This is a genomic window from Butyrivibrio sp. LC3010 (assembly GCF_000424385.1).
GTDB lineage: Bacteria > Bacillota > Clostridia > Lachnospirales > Lachnospiraceae > Butyrivibrio.
Genome location: NZ_AUJU01000016.1, coordinates 88,371 through 105,962 on the forward strand (window position 1 = coordinate 88,371; position 17,592 = coordinate 105,962).

19 protein-coding genes and 1 pseudogene are annotated in these 17,592 nt (G+C 40.6%); 15 read left to right on the top strand and 5 right to left on the bottom strand.

What is annotated here, in order from left to right; translation table 11 throughout:
* The first annotated feature begins 106 nt into the window (after positions 1 to 106).
* From G622_RS0111725 to G622_RS0111735, 3 genes are read left to right on the top strand one after another with little or no spacing between them, the layout of a single operon-like run.
* Positions 107 to 1,150: a lysylphosphatidylglycerol synthase transmembrane domain-containing protein gene (locus G622_RS0111725; RefSeq protein WP_081675289.1), complete on the top strand. Its 1,044-nt coding sequence runs from the start codon at positions 107 to 109 to the stop codon at positions 1,148 to 1,150.
* Positions 1,129 to 1,842, top strand: coding sequence for a CDP-alcohol phosphatidyltransferase family protein (locus G622_RS0111730; protein WP_242832994.1), 714 nt, complete (start codon positions 1,129 to 1,131; stop codon positions 1,840 to 1,842). The genes G622_RS0111725 and G622_RS0111730 overlap by 22 nt, the downstream gene beginning before the upstream one ends.
* Positions 1,839 to 2,654 (top strand): phosphatidylserine decarboxylase, encoded by an 816-nt coding sequence (locus tag G622_RS0111735; protein ID WP_026510887.1) that lies wholly within the window; start codon positions 1,839 to 1,841, stop codon positions 2,652 to 2,654. The genes G622_RS0111730 and G622_RS0111735 overlap by 4 nt, the downstream gene beginning before the upstream one ends.
* 184 nt (positions 2,655 to 2,838) lie before the next feature.
* Here the strand turns inward: G622_RS0111735 and G622_RS0111740 are convergent, their stop codons facing one another.
* The gene (locus tag G622_RS0111740) at positions 2,839 to 4,011 is read right to left on the bottom strand and encodes an iron-containing alcohol dehydrogenase (RefSeq protein ID WP_026510888.1); all 1,173 of its coding nucleotides are present in this window, start codon (positions 4,009 to 4,011) and stop codon (positions 2,839 to 2,841) included.
* 294 nt (positions 4,012 to 4,305) lie between these two features.
* Here G622_RS0111740 and G622_RS22685 point away from each other — a divergent pair, with 294 nt between their 5' ends.
* Positions 4,306 to 6,627, top strand: a complete 2,322-nt coding sequence (locus G622_RS22685) for a glycoside hydrolase family 95 protein (RefSeq protein WP_044957551.1) — start codon at positions 4,306 to 4,308, stop codon at positions 6,625 to 6,627.
* A gap of 36 nt (positions 6,628 to 6,663) precedes the next feature.
* On the opposite strand, the gene G622_RS22690 is transcribed toward G622_RS22685, so the two are convergent.
* Positions 6,664 to 7,143: a hypothetical protein gene (locus G622_RS22690; protein WP_049945819.1), complete on the bottom strand. Its 480-nt coding sequence runs from the start codon at positions 7,141 to 7,143 to the stop codon at positions 6,664 to 6,666.
* Between the two features lie 304 nt (positions 7,144 to 7,447).
* On the opposite strand from G622_RS22690, the gene typA reads away from it, so the two are divergent.
* Positions 7,448 to 9,292 (top strand): translational GTPase TypA, encoded by a 1,845-nt coding sequence (typA, locus tag G622_RS0111755; protein WP_026510889.1) that lies wholly within the window; start codon positions 7,448 to 7,450, stop codon positions 9,290 to 9,292.
* Positions 9,293 to 9,331: 39 nt separating this feature from the next.
* Here the strand turns inward: typA and G622_RS27030 are convergent, their stop codons facing one another.
* Entirely contained in the window at positions 9,332 to 9,469 is a 138-nt protein-coding gene (locus G622_RS27030; protein ID WP_081675290.1) for a DUF4368 domain-containing protein, read from the bottom strand.
* Positions 9,470 to 9,795: 326 nt separating this feature from the next.
* Between G622_RS27030 and G622_RS22695 the strand changes: the two genes are divergently transcribed.
* The 3 genes from G622_RS22695 to G622_RS25755 are packed head-to-tail and all read left to right on the top strand — an operon-like array spanning position 9,796 to position 11,643.
* On the top strand, positions 9,796 to 11,154 hold the full coding sequence (locus tag G622_RS22695; RefSeq protein ID WP_049945820.1) for an RNA-binding domain-containing protein: 1,359 nt from the start codon (positions 9,796 to 9,798) through the stop codon (positions 11,152 to 11,154).
* A gap of 45 nt (positions 11,155 to 11,199) precedes the next feature.
* Complete coding sequence (locus G622_RS0111765) at positions 11,200 to 11,463, top strand: response regulator (RefSeq protein ID WP_026510890.1); 264 nt, start codon at positions 11,200 to 11,202, stop codon at positions 11,461 to 11,463.
* A gap of 9 nt (positions 11,464 to 11,472) precedes the next feature.
* Positions 11,473 to 11,643 carry a hypothetical protein gene (locus tag G622_RS25755; RefSeq protein WP_155831472.1) on the top strand — a complete coding sequence of 57 codons (171 nt, stop codon included), beginning with the start codon at positions 11,473 to 11,475 and terminating at the stop codon, positions 11,641 to 11,643.
* Here the strand turns inward: G622_RS25755 and G622_RS26880 are convergent, their stop codons facing one another.
* Positions 11,644 to 12,033, bottom strand: a complete 390-nt coding sequence (locus tag G622_RS26880; RefSeq protein WP_330363604.1) for a His/Gly/Thr/Pro-type tRNA ligase C-terminal domain-containing protein — start codon at positions 12,031 to 12,033, stop codon at positions 11,644 to 11,646.
* A 6-nt stretch (positions 12,034 to 12,039) separates the two neighbouring features.
* Positions 12,040 to 12,549, bottom strand: a pseudogene (locus tag G622_RS26885) (YbaK/EbsC family protein); the annotation flags it as partial.
* Between the two features lie 303 nt (positions 12,550 to 12,852).
* Here G622_RS26885 and G622_RS0111780 point away from each other — a divergent pair.
* From G622_RS0111780 to G622_RS0111810, 7 genes are all read left to right on the top strand, one after another.
* The gene (locus tag G622_RS0111780) at positions 12,853 to 13,839 is read left to right on the top strand and encodes a transporter substrate-binding domain-containing protein (RefSeq protein WP_026510891.1); all 987 of its coding nucleotides are present in this window, start codon (positions 12,853 to 12,855) and stop codon (positions 13,837 to 13,839) included.
* 2 nt (positions 13,840 to 13,841) lie between these two features.
* Positions 13,842 to 14,501: an amino acid ABC transporter permease gene (locus G622_RS0111785; RefSeq protein WP_026510892.1), complete on the top strand. Its 660-nt coding sequence runs from the start codon at positions 13,842 to 13,844 to the stop codon at positions 14,499 to 14,501.
* Positions 14,482 to 15,156 (top strand): amino acid ABC transporter permease, encoded by a 675-nt coding sequence (locus G622_RS0111790; protein ID WP_026510893.1) that lies wholly within the window; start codon positions 14,482 to 14,484, stop codon positions 15,154 to 15,156. Before G622_RS0111785 ends, G622_RS0111790 begins: the two co-directional genes overlap by 20 nt.
* 2 nt (positions 15,157 to 15,158) lie before the next feature.
* A complete protein-coding gene (locus G622_RS0111795; protein WP_026510894.1) occupies positions 15,159 to 15,899 on the top strand; it encodes an amino acid ABC transporter ATP-binding protein in 741 nt (246 codons plus the stop codon).
* A gap of 59 nt (positions 15,900 to 15,958) precedes the next feature.
* The gene (locus G622_RS25275) at positions 15,959 to 16,114 is read left to right on the top strand and encodes a YezD family protein (protein WP_081675291.1); all 156 of its coding nucleotides are present in this window, start codon (positions 15,959 to 15,961) and stop codon (positions 16,112 to 16,114) included.
* Between the two features lie 117 nt (positions 16,115 to 16,231).
* Complete coding sequence (locus G622_RS0111805) at positions 16,232 to 17,104, top strand: radical SAM protein (protein ID WP_026510895.1); 873 nt, start codon at positions 16,232 to 16,234, stop codon at positions 17,102 to 17,104.
* A gap of 77 nt (positions 17,105 to 17,181) precedes the next feature.
* Positions 17,182 to 17,553 (top strand): NifB/NifX family molybdenum-iron cluster-binding protein, encoded by a 372-nt coding sequence (locus tag G622_RS0111810; protein ID WP_044916594.1) that lies wholly within the window; start codon positions 17,182 to 17,184, stop codon positions 17,551 to 17,553.
* The last annotated feature ends 39 nt before the right edge of the window (positions 17,554 to 17,592 follow it).

Below are 17,592 nucleotides of genomic sequence, written 5' to 3' on the forward strand. Positions count from 1 at the left end.
CCTACTGTCATCAAATAAGTCGATTGTGCGTGGCTTCTCTTTTCTAGTATAATAATACAGATATAGCTTGGCTATATACCATTTGTTAAGAAAGGCTTTTGTTTAAATGTCAAAAACTAAACGCAGCGGCACGAAAAAGGTTTTCTGGATGTTCTTTTCGGCCTTACTTGCTGCAGTTACCGTCTGGGCAATATTTAGAGAGAGTAAGACTCTTTCGTTTGCTCATTTGTATGAGGTTATATCAACAGGTAAAAAAACGTACCTCATAATTGCGATTATATGTTCCGCGGCCTATGTTTTCTTCGAAGGCGTGGCGATTTGCAGTATTCTTAAAGGAATTAATTACAAGCGAAGTGTCTTTAAAGGGTTGATATACAGTACATCTGATGTGTACTTTTCAGCAATAACCCCATCCGCTACAGGAGGACAGCCGGCAAGTGCATATTTTATGCATGAGGATGGGATTCCCACGGGAGTGATTTCAGCAACGCTTATCCTGAATCTGATGATGTACACCGGGGCGATTGGATTTCTTGGAATAATTTCCATCATTATGAATCCGGATTTTTTCAGAGAGTTCGGATTGGTTCCGAGAATATTTATAATGGCGGGTTTTGTTGCACTAACAGCCCTTATACTCTTGTTTTTCTTTTTACTGAAAAGGAGCGACAGTTTATTTGGTTTTATTAAACGGGTTGTGAATTTCATTAATAGTAAAAAGCTCATCAGGATAAGTGATAAGAGGGTGTCAAAACTGGATAAGGTACACGAGGATTATAAAAACTGTGCTGAAATGTTTGCCGGGAAGAACCGGATACTTGTAAAGGCTTTTATATATAATGTATTGCAGCGTGCATCTCAGATAGCAGTTCCGATGTTTATGCATCTGTGTCTTGGAGGGAAAGCCAGAGACTGTGTGACACTTTTTTCAAAACAGTGCCTTATTACTATCGGGTACAATTTTGTCCCGATTCCGGGTGCCATGGGAATATCGGATTATCTGATGATAGACGGCTTTTCAAAAATAATGACACATGAAGCCGCACTTCAGCTCGATATGGTGAGCCGTGGCATATCATTTTATTTTTGTGTTATTATAAGCGGGCTGATAACGCTTGGAGGATATTTATGGAAAATGAAAAAAAGATGATAGGCGTATATGATTATACGGTTATTCTGACTTATTTATCTACAATTTCCGGTGCGATAGGTATTATTATCACTATGACCGGAATTGGACATCCATACGGGGGAGCAGTATTTTTGATGTTGTCAGGAATCCTTGATGCTTTCGATGGAACTGTTGCCAGAACAAAGAAAAACAGATCTGATTTTGAAAAGGAATTCGGTGCTCAGATCGATTCACTCTCTGATCTGATATGTTTTGGGGTACTTCCCGTATCTATAGGAATTGCCCAGCTCAGAATAAATGGGGCATTTCGTGATGTTGTAAGAGGAAGCGGAAACACTGCAAAAATCTGGATGGTAGTGCTGCTTCTTTCTATCGCCGCTTTTTATATTCTGACAGCTCTTGTGAGACTTGCATATTTCAATGCAACAGCATCTGAAAGAGCAGAACAAAAGGCTACGATCGGTAAGGAATATTTCACAGGACTTCCTGTTACGGCTGCAGCTCTTATTTTTCCGCTGACGTTGATAGTGCATTATTTTACCAGAGCAGATCTGACATTTTTCTACTTCTGGATGCTGCTTATTGTCGGAGTTCTTTTCATAGGGAATTTCAAAATACCTAAGCCCGGACTTAAGGTAATCATCTTTTTATCAGCTATAGGCGCCGTTGAATTTGTGATAAATATTTATATTTTGGTAACTAATATATGAATACACTTGAATTACTTTATAAGACAACTGTTGGAAGAATAATACTAAAGCCACTTACGATGAAACCTGTATCCGATCTGGCGGGCAGAATACTTGATCTTAAAATTTCAAAAATGCTTATAGGACCTTTTGCAAAAAGGAATAACATAAAAATGGAAGACTATGTTCTTGATGATATTCATTCATTTAATGATTTCTTTTGCAGAAGAATTAAGGATGGACTCAGACCTGTATGTGAGGACGCTGACAAGGTGATAGCTCCCTGTGACGGTTATCTTAAAGTATGCAGGATATCCGGGGGAACTGTCCTTAATGTGAAGCAGAGTAAATTTACAGTGAGGAGTCTACTTAGAGACAGGAAACTGGCAGAGAGCTTTGATGGTGGATATTGCCTGGTTTACAGGCTTTGTGTGGATCACTATCACAGATATGTTTACTTTACTGATGGTCAAAAGTACAAAGACAGAAAAATCAAAGGCTTTTATCATACTGTAAGACCGGTTGCTCTTTCTGAATTGCCGGTATTTACAGAAAATTCCAGACAGTACTCAGTGATAGATAATGATAAGCTTGGCCGCTGCATTCAGATGGAGGTAGGCGCCATGCTGGTTGGAAGGATAGCAAATGATAATCCTGCTGCAGCAGTGGTGAAGCGGGGTGAAGAGAAGGGACATTTTGAGTACGGAGGATCTACAATAATTGTTCTTATTCCCAAGGACAAGATAAAGCTGAATAGTGGAATAGAACAGCGATCCAGAAGAGGAATTGAGTTCCCTGTGAAGATGGGGGAAGCGGTTGCAGAAATACTTTGATATGACAATGCCAGGGGCAAAAGTTACACTTACCCCTGGCATTATTTTGTTCAATAGAAATTCCTTCGGATTTCCTATTGAATAAAAAGCGCTCCGCTATGGATGCGACTGGTGCGCAGATGAATTTTGCAAGCTAAAGCTTGCGCGCACCAGCGCGCAAAGAGTCGCGAGCGACTCTTTGTTCTTAAAGAGCAGCTTTGTAAATTTCAAATGCAGCGGCTGCATCAATAGGTCTTATTCTTGAAAGCTTTACGGAATCCTGCATGGTTGCATCCATTGCAAGAGCTTTCAGATCATCATCAGATGGAGTGATCTTAAGATCGCTAAGACTTACCGGCATGCCAATACTCTTAAAGAATTTAATTGTTTTGTCGATACCTGCGACAGCAGCTTTTTCATCGTCAGCTTCATCGATTTCCCATACCTTGCGTGCAAATCTGGCGAATCTTGGGAGTGCATCCTTGTAGAGGGTTTTAGCCCATGAACCCCATACTGCAGAGAGGGAGTCACCATGAGTTACATCATATTTTGCAGAGAGAGCATGTCCGAATTTGTGAACGGAGAAATCTTTTCCTCTGCCGCACTCTGTAAGGTTATTGTGTGAAAGGCTTGAAGCCCAGAATACTTCACACATTGCATCGTAATCGGAAGGATTATCAACTATGATCTTGCCATTTTTGATAACTACTCTAAGAAGTCCTTCAGCTATTTCATCTGTCATATCGCAATGGCTTTCCGGAATGAAATATCTTTCCATGGTGTGCATCATGATATCGGTAACACCTGCTGAAATCTGATTTTTGGGAAGCGTCATGCCAAGCGCAGGGTTAACTATTGCGAATCTGCATCTGTTAAAATCTGTATTTATACCTGCCTTTTTACCTAATTCTTCATTTGTAAGAACAGCAGAATCACTCATTTCACTTCCGGCAGCTGCAATTGTAAGAACAGCTCCCACAGGAAGAGACTTTGTAAGCGGAACCTTTCTGGTCCAAAGATCCCAAAGCTTTTCATCCGGATTTGCAGAGCCGTGAGCAATTGCCTTAGCAGTATCAATTGCACTTCCACCGCCTATTCCGATTATCATGTCAGCACCGAAAGAAAGCGCAGTTTTAACACCTTCTTCAGCATGAGCAAGTGTGGGATTGGGTTTTGCTCCGCCAAATTCAAGGAATTCAACGCCTGATTCAGAGAGGGACTTCTTAACACGGTCCATAAGTCCGCTCTTTATGACACTTCCTTTTCCATAAACGAGCAGGGCCTTTTTTCCGACCTTCCTGGCAGTTTCTCCAATCTGTGTTTCAACGTCTTTTCCAAAAATAACTTCAGTTGGAGCATAATATTTAAAATTGTCCATAATTAACCTCACTATAGTTTGTTAGTAGTAACAATTTAATTTTACTCTGCATGTTTTTGGTGTCAATTCTGTTTATTACGTAGGTTAGAAAACCGGATTATGTTTAAAACGTTGTTCAGAAAAAATTGATAATGTTTAAAATGTCATGCAGAAAAATGGGTTCATGTTTAATACGTCATGTAGAAAAAAATCATTACAATGATATAATTTTTAATTGCGTGAGTAAATGCTGCTCCAAGGCAATTCTGCATTATGGGGAGTAAGAAAAAATCGTATTGGAAGGAAAGACTAAATATGGCACAAGATAAGGAAGTATTGCTTAAGTACACGAACCCTGCCAAAGATTTCAACGAGGCAATGCCAATCGGTAACGGCAGAATTGGTGGAATGGTATACGGCGGGATTGAAAAGGATCTTATCGGACTAAATGAGGATTCTATCTGGTCCGGTGGGCTTAGACACAGAGTGAATCCGGATTCCCTGGAAGGCTTAAAAGAGGTAAGAGAGCTTCTTTTTAAGGGTGATATTCCGGCTGCTGAAAAAATAGCATTTTCCAAAATGCAGGGAATTAATCCTAACAGCAGACACTATATGCCCCTCGGGGATCTGACTATTGACTTTACAAATGAGAATGGCCATAAGACAAATTATAGCCGCACACTTGATATAGAGAATGCGATAGCGACTGTAAAATATAATAATGGAAAGACAGAGGTTACAAGACAGTATCTGGCTTCTGCCCCTGACAATGCCCTGATCATACATTTAACTGCATCAGAAGCCGGAAAAATTACATGTATTGCCGGCATCGATGGTCGTGATGATTACTATGATAACAATCGTCCCTGCGGTGAGAACATGATAATGTATACCGGTGGATGCGGATCAAGGGACGGTATCTTTTTTGCTGCAGTACTTGGGGCTTCATGTAAGGGAGGCCGGTTAAGGACACTTGGAAATAAGATAAGCATCGAAGACGCAGATGAGGTAACTTTTGCCCTGACAGTTCGCACAAGCTTCTATGAGTACAGTCTATGCGCTGAAGGTGATAAATTAAATGCTGACCCTGAACTTTCGGGTAATAAATATGAAGGAAGAGCTATTGATGATGCAAAGAAGGCTCTTGCAAAAACCTTTGATGAAATAAAGAAGGCACACATAGAGGATTATAAAAAGTATTTCGACAGAGTAGAGCTTCTTCTTAATGATAACAGTGATGGAGCAAGAAAGCTTCCGACTGATGAGCGAATTTCAAGACTTTCCGGAAACGGAAGCATTATAAAAAAGGCCCCTGCAGATAATAAGCTGATGGAACTCTACTTTAATTTCGGCAGATATCTGATGATATCAGGAAGCCGCCCCGGAACACAGCCCCTTAATCTTCAGGGAATCTGGAATAAGGATATGTGGCCTGCCTGGGGAAGCAAATATACAGTTAACATAAATACAGAGATGAACTATTGGCCTGCAGAGAGCTGCAATCTTTCCGAATTTCATGAGCCATTATTTGACCTTATGGAGAGAGTTTGCGAAAACGGAAGAAAGACAGCAAAGGAAATGTACGGCATAGAAAAAGGCTTTGTTTGCCACCATAACACTGATATATGGGGTGACACTGCTCCGCAGGATGAGTGGATTCCCGCGACCATATGGCCTATGAGCGGAGCATGGCTGGCGACGCATGTTTTTGAGCACTATGAATATACCGGGGATATTAAATTTCTAGAGAAAAAGTATCACCTAATTAAGGAAGCTGCAGAATTTTTCACGGAATTTTTAATTGAAGATTCTGAAGGAAGGCTTGTCACAGCGCCTTCTGTATCCCCTGAAAATACCTATATGACTGATAAGGGTATAAAGGGATGCCTGTGCATCGGACCTTCCATGGACTCACAGATAATAACCGTCCTTTTTGAGGATGTGATAAAAGCTTCAGAGATACTTGGGGTTGATAAAGACCTTGCTGATAAACTTAAAGAAATGCTAAAGAGACTGCCCAAGCCTGAAATCGGAAAATACGGACAGATAAAGGAATGGGCTGTCGATTATGATGAGGTTGAAATAGGACACAGACATATTTCACAGCTTTTTGCATTGTACCCTGCAGATCTGATAACTCCGAAAAAGACTCCTGAGCTTGCAAAGGGAGCAAGAGCTACTCTGGAGAGGAGATTATCCAATGGCGGCGGGCATACCGGTTGGAGCAGAGCCTGGATCGCAAACATGTGGGCAAGGCTGTATGACAGTGAGAAGGTTTACGAAAATCTTGTAAAACTCCTTGGAAATTCAACCAATCCAAATATGTTCGATAATCATCCGCCTTTTCAGATTGATGGTAACTTTGGCGGTGAGGCAGCTATTGCCGAAGCACTTTTGCAATGCACAAATGGCGAAATAATCCTATTGCCGGCACTTCCAAAGGAATGGAGTGAGGGCAGCGTAAAGGGACTGCGTGCAAAGGGCGGATATACCATAAATATGAGCTGGAAGAACGGAAAAATCTCTTCTGCAGAAATCATTGCCGATTGCGATGGGGAATGTGATGTCCGCATCGGAGATGATGCTAAGCATTTGACTCTAAAGGCCGGCGAGTGTTCTGTAGTAGGCGTCAGATAAATTTGTCTGCAGCATGTAAAAATTAAAGGAGGAGGGTTATTTATCCTCCTCCATAAAACGCATCTTATTACTTCCCTGAGTCTTAGGCTGCCCAATGGCAATACCAACCTGCTCGGCCTTCTTCTTAGCCTTCATGCACTTGGGACAAATGGTTCCAAAGCTTGTGGGCTTGCCGCAGACCTGACAGTAATTGCCCATCAGAACCTGCTTCATTGTAGGGTCATCCTTGTATTGAATGCGACCTTGCTTTATCCATTCCTTGACCTTAGCCAAAGGAAGATTGAAATGTTCTGCAACCTCATAATCCTTAACATCATTAGCACGTATATAATCACGTACTTCACAGAACAATTCCTGCTCAGCGCACTGAGGGCATAGATTCCCCTTGATGCTGTAAAGGAGCCTTCTTCCGCAATTAAGGCAAATCCTTGTCTGCACTTTCTCATCATTATTAAATTTAAATCGGTCTCCGTGAAGAGCTTCAAATCTCTTCAGGTTCTTTTCATAATCATCCATAATTATATTTTAAAACTATTACAATCAAATTTAAATACGCAAATTTCAGTTTATATATATTTAATGATATTAGTACATTTACTTAATTCTTGTAAAGAGGGGAATTTAAAAAGTCACTATTGGTCTGTATTTTAGTTAACTTAAATAGTGGCGATTCATTCGTCTTGAGATGTGTTGTAGTGGGATTTGACTATTGCATCTGCCTATACCACGTGATATACTATCTGAGTTTTGAAACAATTTGAAAAAATTCTTACATTAATATAGTAAAAAATCAGTATTAAATATTTAACGGAGGAAAACCATGAAACAGACAAGAAACGATGTCAGAAACGTAGCAATTATAGCCCATGTCGATCACGGTAAAACAACATTGGTTGATGGACTGCTCAGACAGAGTGGTGTTTTTCGTGAGGGTCAGGACGTCGTAGAGCGTGTTATGGACTCAGGCGATATCGAGCGTGAGCGTGGAATCACTATCATGTCCAAGAACACAGCTATCACTTATAAGGATATTAAGATCAATATTATCGATACACCAGGTCATGCTGATTTTGGTGGTGAGGTAGAGCGTGTCCTTAAGATGGTTAATGGTGTTATCCTTGTCGTTGATGCCTTCGAGGGAGCAATGCCTCAGACTAAGTTCGTTCTCGGAAAAGCAATGGAGCTTAAGCTTCCTGTAATTGTATGTATTAATAAAATTGACAGACCTGAGGCTCGTCCCAATGAGGTCATTGATGAAGTTCTTGAGCTTCTTCTTGACCTTGGTGCTGATGATAAGCAGCTTGACTGCCCGTTCGTATTTGCATCAGCAAAAGCAGGAGTATCTTCAATGTCACTTGATGAGCCCGGAAGCGACTTAAAACCTCTTCTTGATACTATCATCAATTACATCCCTGCACCTGTCGGAGATCCTGATGCAGGTACTCAGATGCTTATAAGCACAATTGATTACAATGAATATGTTGGACGTATCGGTGTTGGTAAGATTGATAACGGAACAGTTAAGGTTAATCAGGAAGTTCTTGTAATTAACCATCATGAGCCTGATCGTTCATTCAAGACTAAGATCAGTAAGCTTTACGAATTCGAAGGACTTGGCAAAAAGGAAGTAACAGAAGCAGGAATCGGTTCAATCGTTGCGATTTCAGGTATTGAAGATCTTAAGATCGGTGATACACTTTGTGCTCCTGATGCACCTAATGCAATTCCTTTCCAGAAGATTTCTGAGCCTACAATTTCAATGAACTTTATTGTTAATGATTCACCTCTTGCAGGTCAGGAAGGTAAATATGTAACTTCACGTCACATCCGTGACCGTCTCTACAAGGAGCTTAATACAGACGTTTCCCTGAGAGTTGAAGATACAGATACAACAGAGACCTTTAAGGTATCCGGTCGTGGTGAGCTTCATCTTTCAGTTCTTATCGAGACCATGCGTCGTGAAGGTTATGAATTTGCAGTAAGTAAGGCTGAGGTTATCTACAAGACCGATGAGAATGGCAAGAAGCTTGAGCCTATGGAAAAATGTTACATCGATGTTCCTGAAGAATTTGCAGGAAGCGTTATCCAGAAGCTTGGGGAGCGTAAAGGTGAGATGATAAACATGGGACTTGCCAATGGCGGATATACACGTCTTGAGTTCCTTATTCCTTCAAGAGGACTTATAGGTTACAGAGGTGAGTTCATGACTGATACCAAGGGTAACGGTATCATGAATACGATTTTCGATGGCTATGCACCTTACAAGGGAGATATCTCTTATCGTAAGCAGGGATCACTTATCGCATTCGAAACAGGTGAAGCTGTAACCTATGGTCTGTTCAACGCACAGGAGAGAGGACAGCTCTTCATCAGCCCCGGTGATAAGGTTTATTCAGGAATGGTCATCGGCTCCAGTGGAAAGAGCGAGGATATCGAGGTTAACGTATGTAAGACAAAGCATCTTACCAATACCAGAACTTCTTCATCAGATGAAGCTCTTAGACTTGTACCTCCGCGCATCATGTCACTTGAGCAGTGCATCGACTTCATTGATACAGATGAGCTCCTTGAGGTAACACCTACAACTCTTCGTATCCGTAAGAAGATACTTGATCCTACTCTCAGAAAGAGAGCAGGCTTTGCAGCTAAGAACAACAAGAAATAATACTGTTAGAATTAAAAGAATGTGAAGGCGTGGCTTCGGTCACGCCTTTTCACTTACTAAGAGTTCATTCAGAGGAATGAATCCCAATCCATCATACTGGATGTGGATATGCTGTGTGCGTTTGCCGGAGGATTTGTCCGGTGCATCCACATATATCGCTTTTACCAGTTCATGCAAGGTATGCCATACGGCCTAATACTTCCTCGGTATAATCCTTCGCAACTCCTTTCCGGCTGAAAATCTATCCCTCTACTTATATATGCATGAAAGAGGGTCAAATGTTCCATGTATTCCAATAAATCTTATTTTTTTCGTTAAACATTTTTACAATATATACAATCGTTTTACTACTATTTCTTTCACTAATCAGCAGAACATTTTTGTTTATCAAAATTGCAATGGTTAGATATTTAGAGTGACATTTACAGTGACATTTACAGTGACATTTACAGTGACATTTAGAGTGACATAGGATATAATCATTTCCAGAAACGGAGGCAGATATGCAGAATCTCGGGAAAGAAACAGAAACATTGGAATTTAAAAAGACAACAGGCGAAATCAAGGAAGGGATGGTTTCAATATCATCTATCTTAAACAAACATAAAGTTGGAACTTTATACTTTGGAGTAAAACCAAACGGTGATGCTATCGGGCAGGATGTTTCGGAATCATCCTTGCGTGATATTTCAAGAGTTGTTTATGAGTCAATTCGTCCTCAGATTTACCCGGTAATAACTGAAGAGGTACTGGATGACAGGCATGTTATCAAAGTTGAGTTTGAAGGTGGTGACGTACCATATTCGGCATATGGGCGATATTATCTCAGAACTGCTGATGAAGATAGAGAAGTCTCTCCGGCTGAATTAAAAAGATTCTTTGTTGCTAATGAATACAAGGAGAAATGGGAAAAAACCAAATCTGAAGTTTTGAAAAAAGATGTGGATAAATCGACTTTGAAAAAGTTCTGTGAGAAGGCTATCGCTGCAGGTCGATTAGCTGACGGCAAATATACAGCTGCGATGATTCTTGATAGATTTGGACTGGCGTCCGGAGATTATTTAACAAATGCTGGAAATGTATTGTTTGGAAAAAAGAATCCTGTAACTTTGAAAGCCGCTATATTTGCAACTGATGAAAAACTTACTTTCATAGATATGCAAATGTTTGAAGATAATATCATTAACTTGTTGGATGTAGGCGAACAATATATTCTGAAAAACATACATTGGGCAGGTGAAATAACGAATTTCAATCGAGATGATATACCTGAAATCCCGGTAGCTGTTATTCGAGAAGCTCTGGCTAACAGCTTTGCACATTCGATTTATAATGGCTCTACATACCATGAGATTTGCATCTACCCTAGTAAGGTAACCATATATAGTCCTGGAACATACGCAAGCTCCCATAAACCTGAAGAGTACATTAAGAAAAATTTGCAATCCTCAATCCGAAACGAAAAAATAGCCAAGCTTTTGTTTTTGAGCAAATCTATTGAACAGTTTGGAAGTGGATTTAAGAGAATAAACAGCCTTTGCAAAGATGCAAAAATCAAATTCAGTTATGAAATTGATGAATCAGGGTTCACGTTTATTATTCATCGAAAAAAGACAACAGGACCAGCATCTAAAGCGGATATTGTCACTGTAAATGTCACAGAAAATGTCACTCTAAATAAAATGGAAAAGCTAGTTTACCAGTTATTATCAATCAATCCCGGATTTACTAGAGATGAACTCGCGGATAAAACATCAAAAACAGTAAGAACGGTTCAAAGAACATTGAATTCTTTGCGTGATAAAGGATATATAGAGAGAATCGGAAGTGACAAAACCGGAAGCTGGAAAATCCTAAAATAATACGATTAGAATGATAGTTTATAAAAATGAATGTAGGGATGATTTATGCAAAAAAATGCACAAATAGTTATCGTCGAGGATGACAAAGATTTATGTGCCGGATTATGTAAGGCATTGAAAGATGAATCAAGATGCATTGTTTCTTGTGACAACCTAAAGGGTGCTCGAGAACAGATATTTTTAACAAATCCGGCATTGATCTTGTTGGACATCAATCTCCCCGATGGAAATGGCCTTGACCTTGTAAAGGAGATTCGCGAGAGAAAGACTATAAGGAGAATACTCCCACACCATATAGCGCGGGAGTAGTAAATGATTATGAGTTTGATGCCAGCCCTGCGTTTCTTGAAAAACATCGAAGAAATTGATCAGGGCGGCGATCTTCCACCTTTAGAAATGAAAGAGTTTGTGCAAAGTACCGTTAATGCCAAATGCTTTTCACTTGGATGGATGGACCTGGCTAACCCTGATTGTGGTCCTGATCACTAATTAAATGCGAGCCTTCACCTTTGAGTTAATTTTTTCATATAGAGAATCCATGAGTTTACAGATTTCAGGAATTATGTTCTCCTTTTTCACAGAAAGCTGAACGCTCTTATCTCTTGTACAAAGTTCAATTTCGCCATTTGCAAGAGCCTTGGGACCAACTATTACGCGAACAGGAACTCCAAGGAGGTCTGCATCGGCAAACATTACACCTGCGCGTACATCTCTGTCATCGTAGATAACTTCAATGCCCTTATTTGTCAGCTCTTCATAGATGTTATCAGCTGCTTCTCTGCAGGCATCATCATCTCTTCTCATGCAGCATACATGGACTTTCCAGGGAGCAACTGTGATTGGCCAGATGGGACCCTTGTCATCGTGCTTTGCTTCCATGATACTAGCTGCAAGACGGCCAACGCCTATTCCGTAGCATCCCATTATAGGTGTCTTGGAAGTGCCATCTTCATCGGTATAAGTCATCTTCATGCTGTCTGTATATTTTGTGCCAAGCTGGAAAATATTACCAACCTCGATACCTCTGCTGATTCTGATGGTTTTCTTACCACAGCAGGGGCAGTTGTCACCATCGCGGATTTTGCTGACATCAACGTATTCAACATCTCCGATATCTCTCTTAATATTAAGGCCTGTATAGTGGTAGTCTGTCTCGTTACCGCCACAGCACAGATTCTCGATTCCCTCAAGTGACATATCATAGACAATCCTGCACTTTGCATTTTGGTAATAAGGTCCGCAGAAGCCTGCAACAAGTCCTGAATCTTCAGTAATCTCAGCAGGGTGAACATCCTCGTGGAGATAGTTCACAAGCTTGGTCTCATTGACCTCATAGTCACCGCGGATAAATACAACAACATATTCATCTGTAGCGTTTATCTGATAAACAACAGCTTTGCAGGACTCTCTTTTTGATTAGAGATATCATCATAAAACCAGTTGGAAACAATTGGTTTATTGTGAGAGAGACAGCTACCAAGTTTTTCTTATAGCAGGTGAAAGCAAAAGCTTATAGATAAACATATTGACACAGTAGGTAAATAGATAGTATTATCAAACACAACAAAAACAGCAGTCAAGTACTTGAACAAGCCATTAAAGGATAGTCTGAGGATTGGCGCTGATAGGAGGAAACGGAAAAGGACAACATATCCAGATGTGGATAAGATCCAAAAACCGTGATAGGAGGAGCAAATTATGAAAAAGAATCTGTTAACAAAACTTGGAACAATTTTGGTATCTACAACAATTATTGGAGCTTCACTTGCAGGATGCGGAAGTGCAAAGGCTGATAATGCTGAGACAGCTATCAGCGAGGAGGATACAGCAACTGCTGATGCAGCAAAAGAGCAGGAAGCAGGTGATGCAGAAGAGGCACAGGAATCTGCAGAGGAAGCAGGCGATGGCGAAGAAGCACAGGATACTGATGCAGTTTACAGAACTCTTGATGAGATCAAAGAGAGTGGAACAATAAACATCGGTGTTTTCTCAGACAAGAGCCCCTTTGGTTATGTAGATGAGAATGGTGAATATGCCGGCTATGATGTTTATTTTGCTGAGAAGATCGGTGAAGACCTTGGAGTCGATATCAACTATGTCTCAACAGAGGCAGCAAACAGAATTGAGTATCTTCAGACAGGTAAGGTTGACATTATCCTTGCAAACTTCACTGTTACAGAAGAAAGAGCTCAGGAGGTTGATTTCGCACTTCCTTATATGAACGTTGCACTTGGTGTTGTATCACCTTCAGACAACGTTGTTGAAAGTCTTGATTCAGTTGGTGCAGATGACCAGATCATCGTTATCTCAGGAACAACAGCTGAAACATATCTTGAGAAAAATTATCCCGATATAAAACTTCAGAAATACGATGCTTATGCAGAGGCAAAGACAGCATTTGAGAACGGAAACGGTGTTGCATGGGCAAATGATAACACAGAGGTTATTGCATTCTCACTTGAGAATGAAGGCTTTACTGTAGGTATTCCGTCACTTGGAGATGCAGACACAATTGCTCCTGCAGTAACTAAAGGAAATGAATCACTGCTTACATGGCTTAACGATGAGATTGAGACAATCGGTGAAGACAACTTCTTCCATCAGGACTATGAAGCAACACTTCTTGATACATATGGTGCAGATTATGAGAACACCCTTGTAGTTGAGGGCGGTAAGGTTCAGTAATTATGGATTTAAATGTGCTTAGATCATATATACCACTATATAACGAAGCACTCCTTCTTACCTTAAAAACCGGCTTGCTTGGAATCCTGACAGCCTTCGCCATAGGACTGTCAGGGGCAGCAGCCATATACTTCAATGTTCCTGTTGTGAAAAAAGTTCTTGGAATTTACATAGAACTTTTTAGAAATACACCGCTTCTGGTGCAGCTGTTTTTCATTTATTTCGCATTACCTAAGCTGGGACTGAGAATATCAGCTGAAACCTGTGGGATTTTAGGACTTGGTTTGATAGGTGGAGCATACATGATAGAGACCATGAGAAGCGGTCTCTTTTCAATAGACAGGGTTCAAAGTGAGAGTGCACTTTCTCTGGGAATGACGGACAGACAGGTGTTTTTCCATATAATACTTCCGCAGGCATTTTCAGTGAGTATGCCGGGAATAATGGCAAACGTGATATTCCTTCTTAAGGAAACATCAGTCTTTTCAACCATAAGCCTTATGGATCTCATGTTTACAGCAAAAGATCTTATAGGAATGTATGCAAAGACAATTGAATGCCTGTTCCTGCTTGTAATTTATTACCTGATCATGTTACTTCCGGTTTCAATTCTGGGATCGATCATAGAGAGGAGAGTGCGTTATGCAGAGTTTGGGGATTGATGTGCTGTTTAAAGGCACAAACGCTATAAGGCTCTTAAAAGGACTCTGGGTATCGGTGGAAATAAGCATTATATCAGTAGCCATAAGCATTGTACTTGGACTTGTAATCGGAGTACTGATGACTTCTAAAAACAGGATCATGAGATTCGTACTTAGAGCATATCTTGAAGTAGTCAGGATAATGCCTCAAATGGTACTTTTGTTTATTGTTTATTTTGGAACAACAAGAGTTTTTGGAATAAATATTTCTGCGGAGCTATCCGCAATAATAGTGTTTGTGTTTTGGGGAACTGCTGAAATGGGGGATCTCGTAAGAGGATCCATAAAAAGTATACCGAGAATTCAGTACGATTCTGCATATGCACTTGGGCTTAATAAATTCCAGGTGCATTTTTTCATAATATTTCCACAGACGATAAGGAGACTCATTCCACTGTCGATAAACCTGGTCACAAGAATGATAAAAACCACATCACTTGTGATGATGATAGGAATAGTTGAGGTATTAAAAGTGGCTCAGCAAATCATAGAGGCCAACAGAAAAGCATCTCCAAATGCAGCCTTCGGAGTATTTGTAGTTGTTTTTCTTTTATATTTCCTGGTGTGCTGGCCAATAAGCAGATTTGCAGTAAAGCTTGAGAAAAGGTGGACGTAAGAATGAGTGAGCTCGTAAAAGTAAAGCATTTACATAAAGAATATGGAAGGAATGTAGTGCTTAAGGATATAAATCTTTCCGTGAAAAAAGGTGAGGTTGTGGTTATTATAGGACCTTCCGGCTGCGGAAAGAGTACATTTCTAAGATGTTTAAACGGACTTGAGGAGATTCAGGGAGGAGTTATAACGGTTGATGGCCTGCCTGTTGAACCGGAGAAAAAGGACATAAGTAATATCAGGCAAAAGATAGGAATGGTTTTCCAGTCATATGATCTTTTTCCTCATAAGACAGTAATAGAAAATGCAATTCTGGCTCCAATACTTGTTCAGAAGAGAATCAGGGATGATGTCGTAAGAGAAGCACTTGAGCTTTTGGATAAGGTGGGGCTTGCAGATAAAAAGGACTATTATCCAAGACAGCTCTCCGGCGGACAAAAGCAGAGAGTAGCAATCGTAAGGGCACTTTTGATGCATCCGGATGTTCTTTTGTTTGATGAAGTGACAGCGGCTCTAGATCCTGAAATGGTACATGAAGTACTTCAGACAATGCAGGAGCTTGCCAAAACAGGTTCAACGATGATCATCGTAACCCATGAGATGGCATTTGCCAAGGCTGTTGCCGACAGGATAGTTTTCTTCGACCAGGGAGAAATAGTTGAGGAAGCAAGAGATGTTAAGAAGTTTTTTGAAGAACCTGAGACAGAAAGGGCAAAGAGATTTTTGAAGACCTTTGCATATGAATAGAGGGACAGGGTAAAGAGGTTTGAAAAAGTTTATGTAATAGATGCAGCGGAGGTTAGGACATGGCAGGAGATAATGGCAAGGTAGAAGTAGTAGAAGATAAGATTTGGGAGCAGATTAAAAGACAGGTTCTTGATGTAAAGTACGGAACAGTTCTGATCACGATTCACGATGGCAAGATCGTACAGCTTGAAACAAGTAAGAAGGTCAGATTTTAAAAGAAATGCTGTGAGGAGCCAGGTACCATCCATGAATGAAATGAGTGGGTAACGTTACCGGTATCCGGCCGGATTTATGCAGACAATAAACTGTTGTTATTTGAGGAGATTATGAATATGGCTAGATCAATTGAGGAGCTTGAGAAAAATCATCCCTGCTTTGGGGGATGCAAATTTAATGCAGGACGAATTCATCTTCCGGTTAGTCCGGGATGCAACATAGCCTGCAGATTTTGTGACAGAAGCATAAATGATGTTGAGCAGCGTCCGGGAGTAACATCGAAGGTAATCACACCGGATGAAGCGAATACTTTTATCGGAAGAGCCATAGAGCTGGTTCCATCAATTAAGGTGGCAGGAATCGCAGGACCCGGAGATACACTTGCAACTGACTATGCACTTCAGACTTTTGAAAAAATCGGAGTAGCTCATCCCGAACTTCTTAAGTGCATGAGCACCAATGGACTTCTTCTTAATGAGAGAGCACAGGAAGTCATAGATGCAGGAGTTGATACCCTGACAGTTACCGTCAATGCAGTGGATCCCGAGATTGAGGCAAAGCTCAATGATTACATAATTTATCATGGAGAGAAAATTGAGGGAGTTGAAGCAGCTAAAATCCTTATAAAAAATCAGATAGAAGGAATTAAGAAAGTAGCTGCAGCAGGAGTGACAATCAAAATCAATACCGTTCTTGTTCCGGGAATTAACGACCATCACATTAGTGAGATTGCAAGAACTGTCAGAGAAGCAGGAGCAATTATCTACAACATTATTCCACTAATTCCGCAGCATAAGCTTAAGGACATTGAAAGACCTACCTGTGAACTCTTAGAGAAGGCAAGGGAAGACGCGGAGAAGTATATAAAAGTTTTCAGACACTGCGCACATTGCCGTGCAGATGCGGTGGGAGTTCCGGGAATCTCAGAGTACAGCAAACTGGTTTATCAGAACAGACTTAACGTCAGAAGTACTTTTTCACATGGCTAATGAGACTTTAATGGTTTATTCCGATAGGCAGGATTACGAAAAAATGTGCCGGTACAAAAAGTGAAGGAGCTGAAATTATGAAAAATGCATCATACAGGGTGGCGCTTGCATCTACAGACAACAGATATGTTGATCAGCACTTTGGAAGAGCAGAGAGCTTTCTAATCGTTGATGTCGATGAGGACGGAAACTTTGAAGAAATCGAGCAGAGATTTGTCAGTCCTGTTTGCAACGGCGGAAGTCATGACAGCCAAAAACTAAAGAGAGGGGTAGAAGCCCTGCTGGATTGCAATTTTGTTCTGGCAGCAAAGATTGGTGCAGGAGCAGCCTACGAGTTAAAGGAGCATGGCATAGCATCCTTTGAAATGCCCGGAGAAGTAGAAAACTCAATCTTCAGACTGGATGGTTACATTAAACTACTCAACGAAATGAATGGGGTGTTTGCATAAACTGCGGCATAAAAAAGCAGAAGATGTTCCTTACTCTGA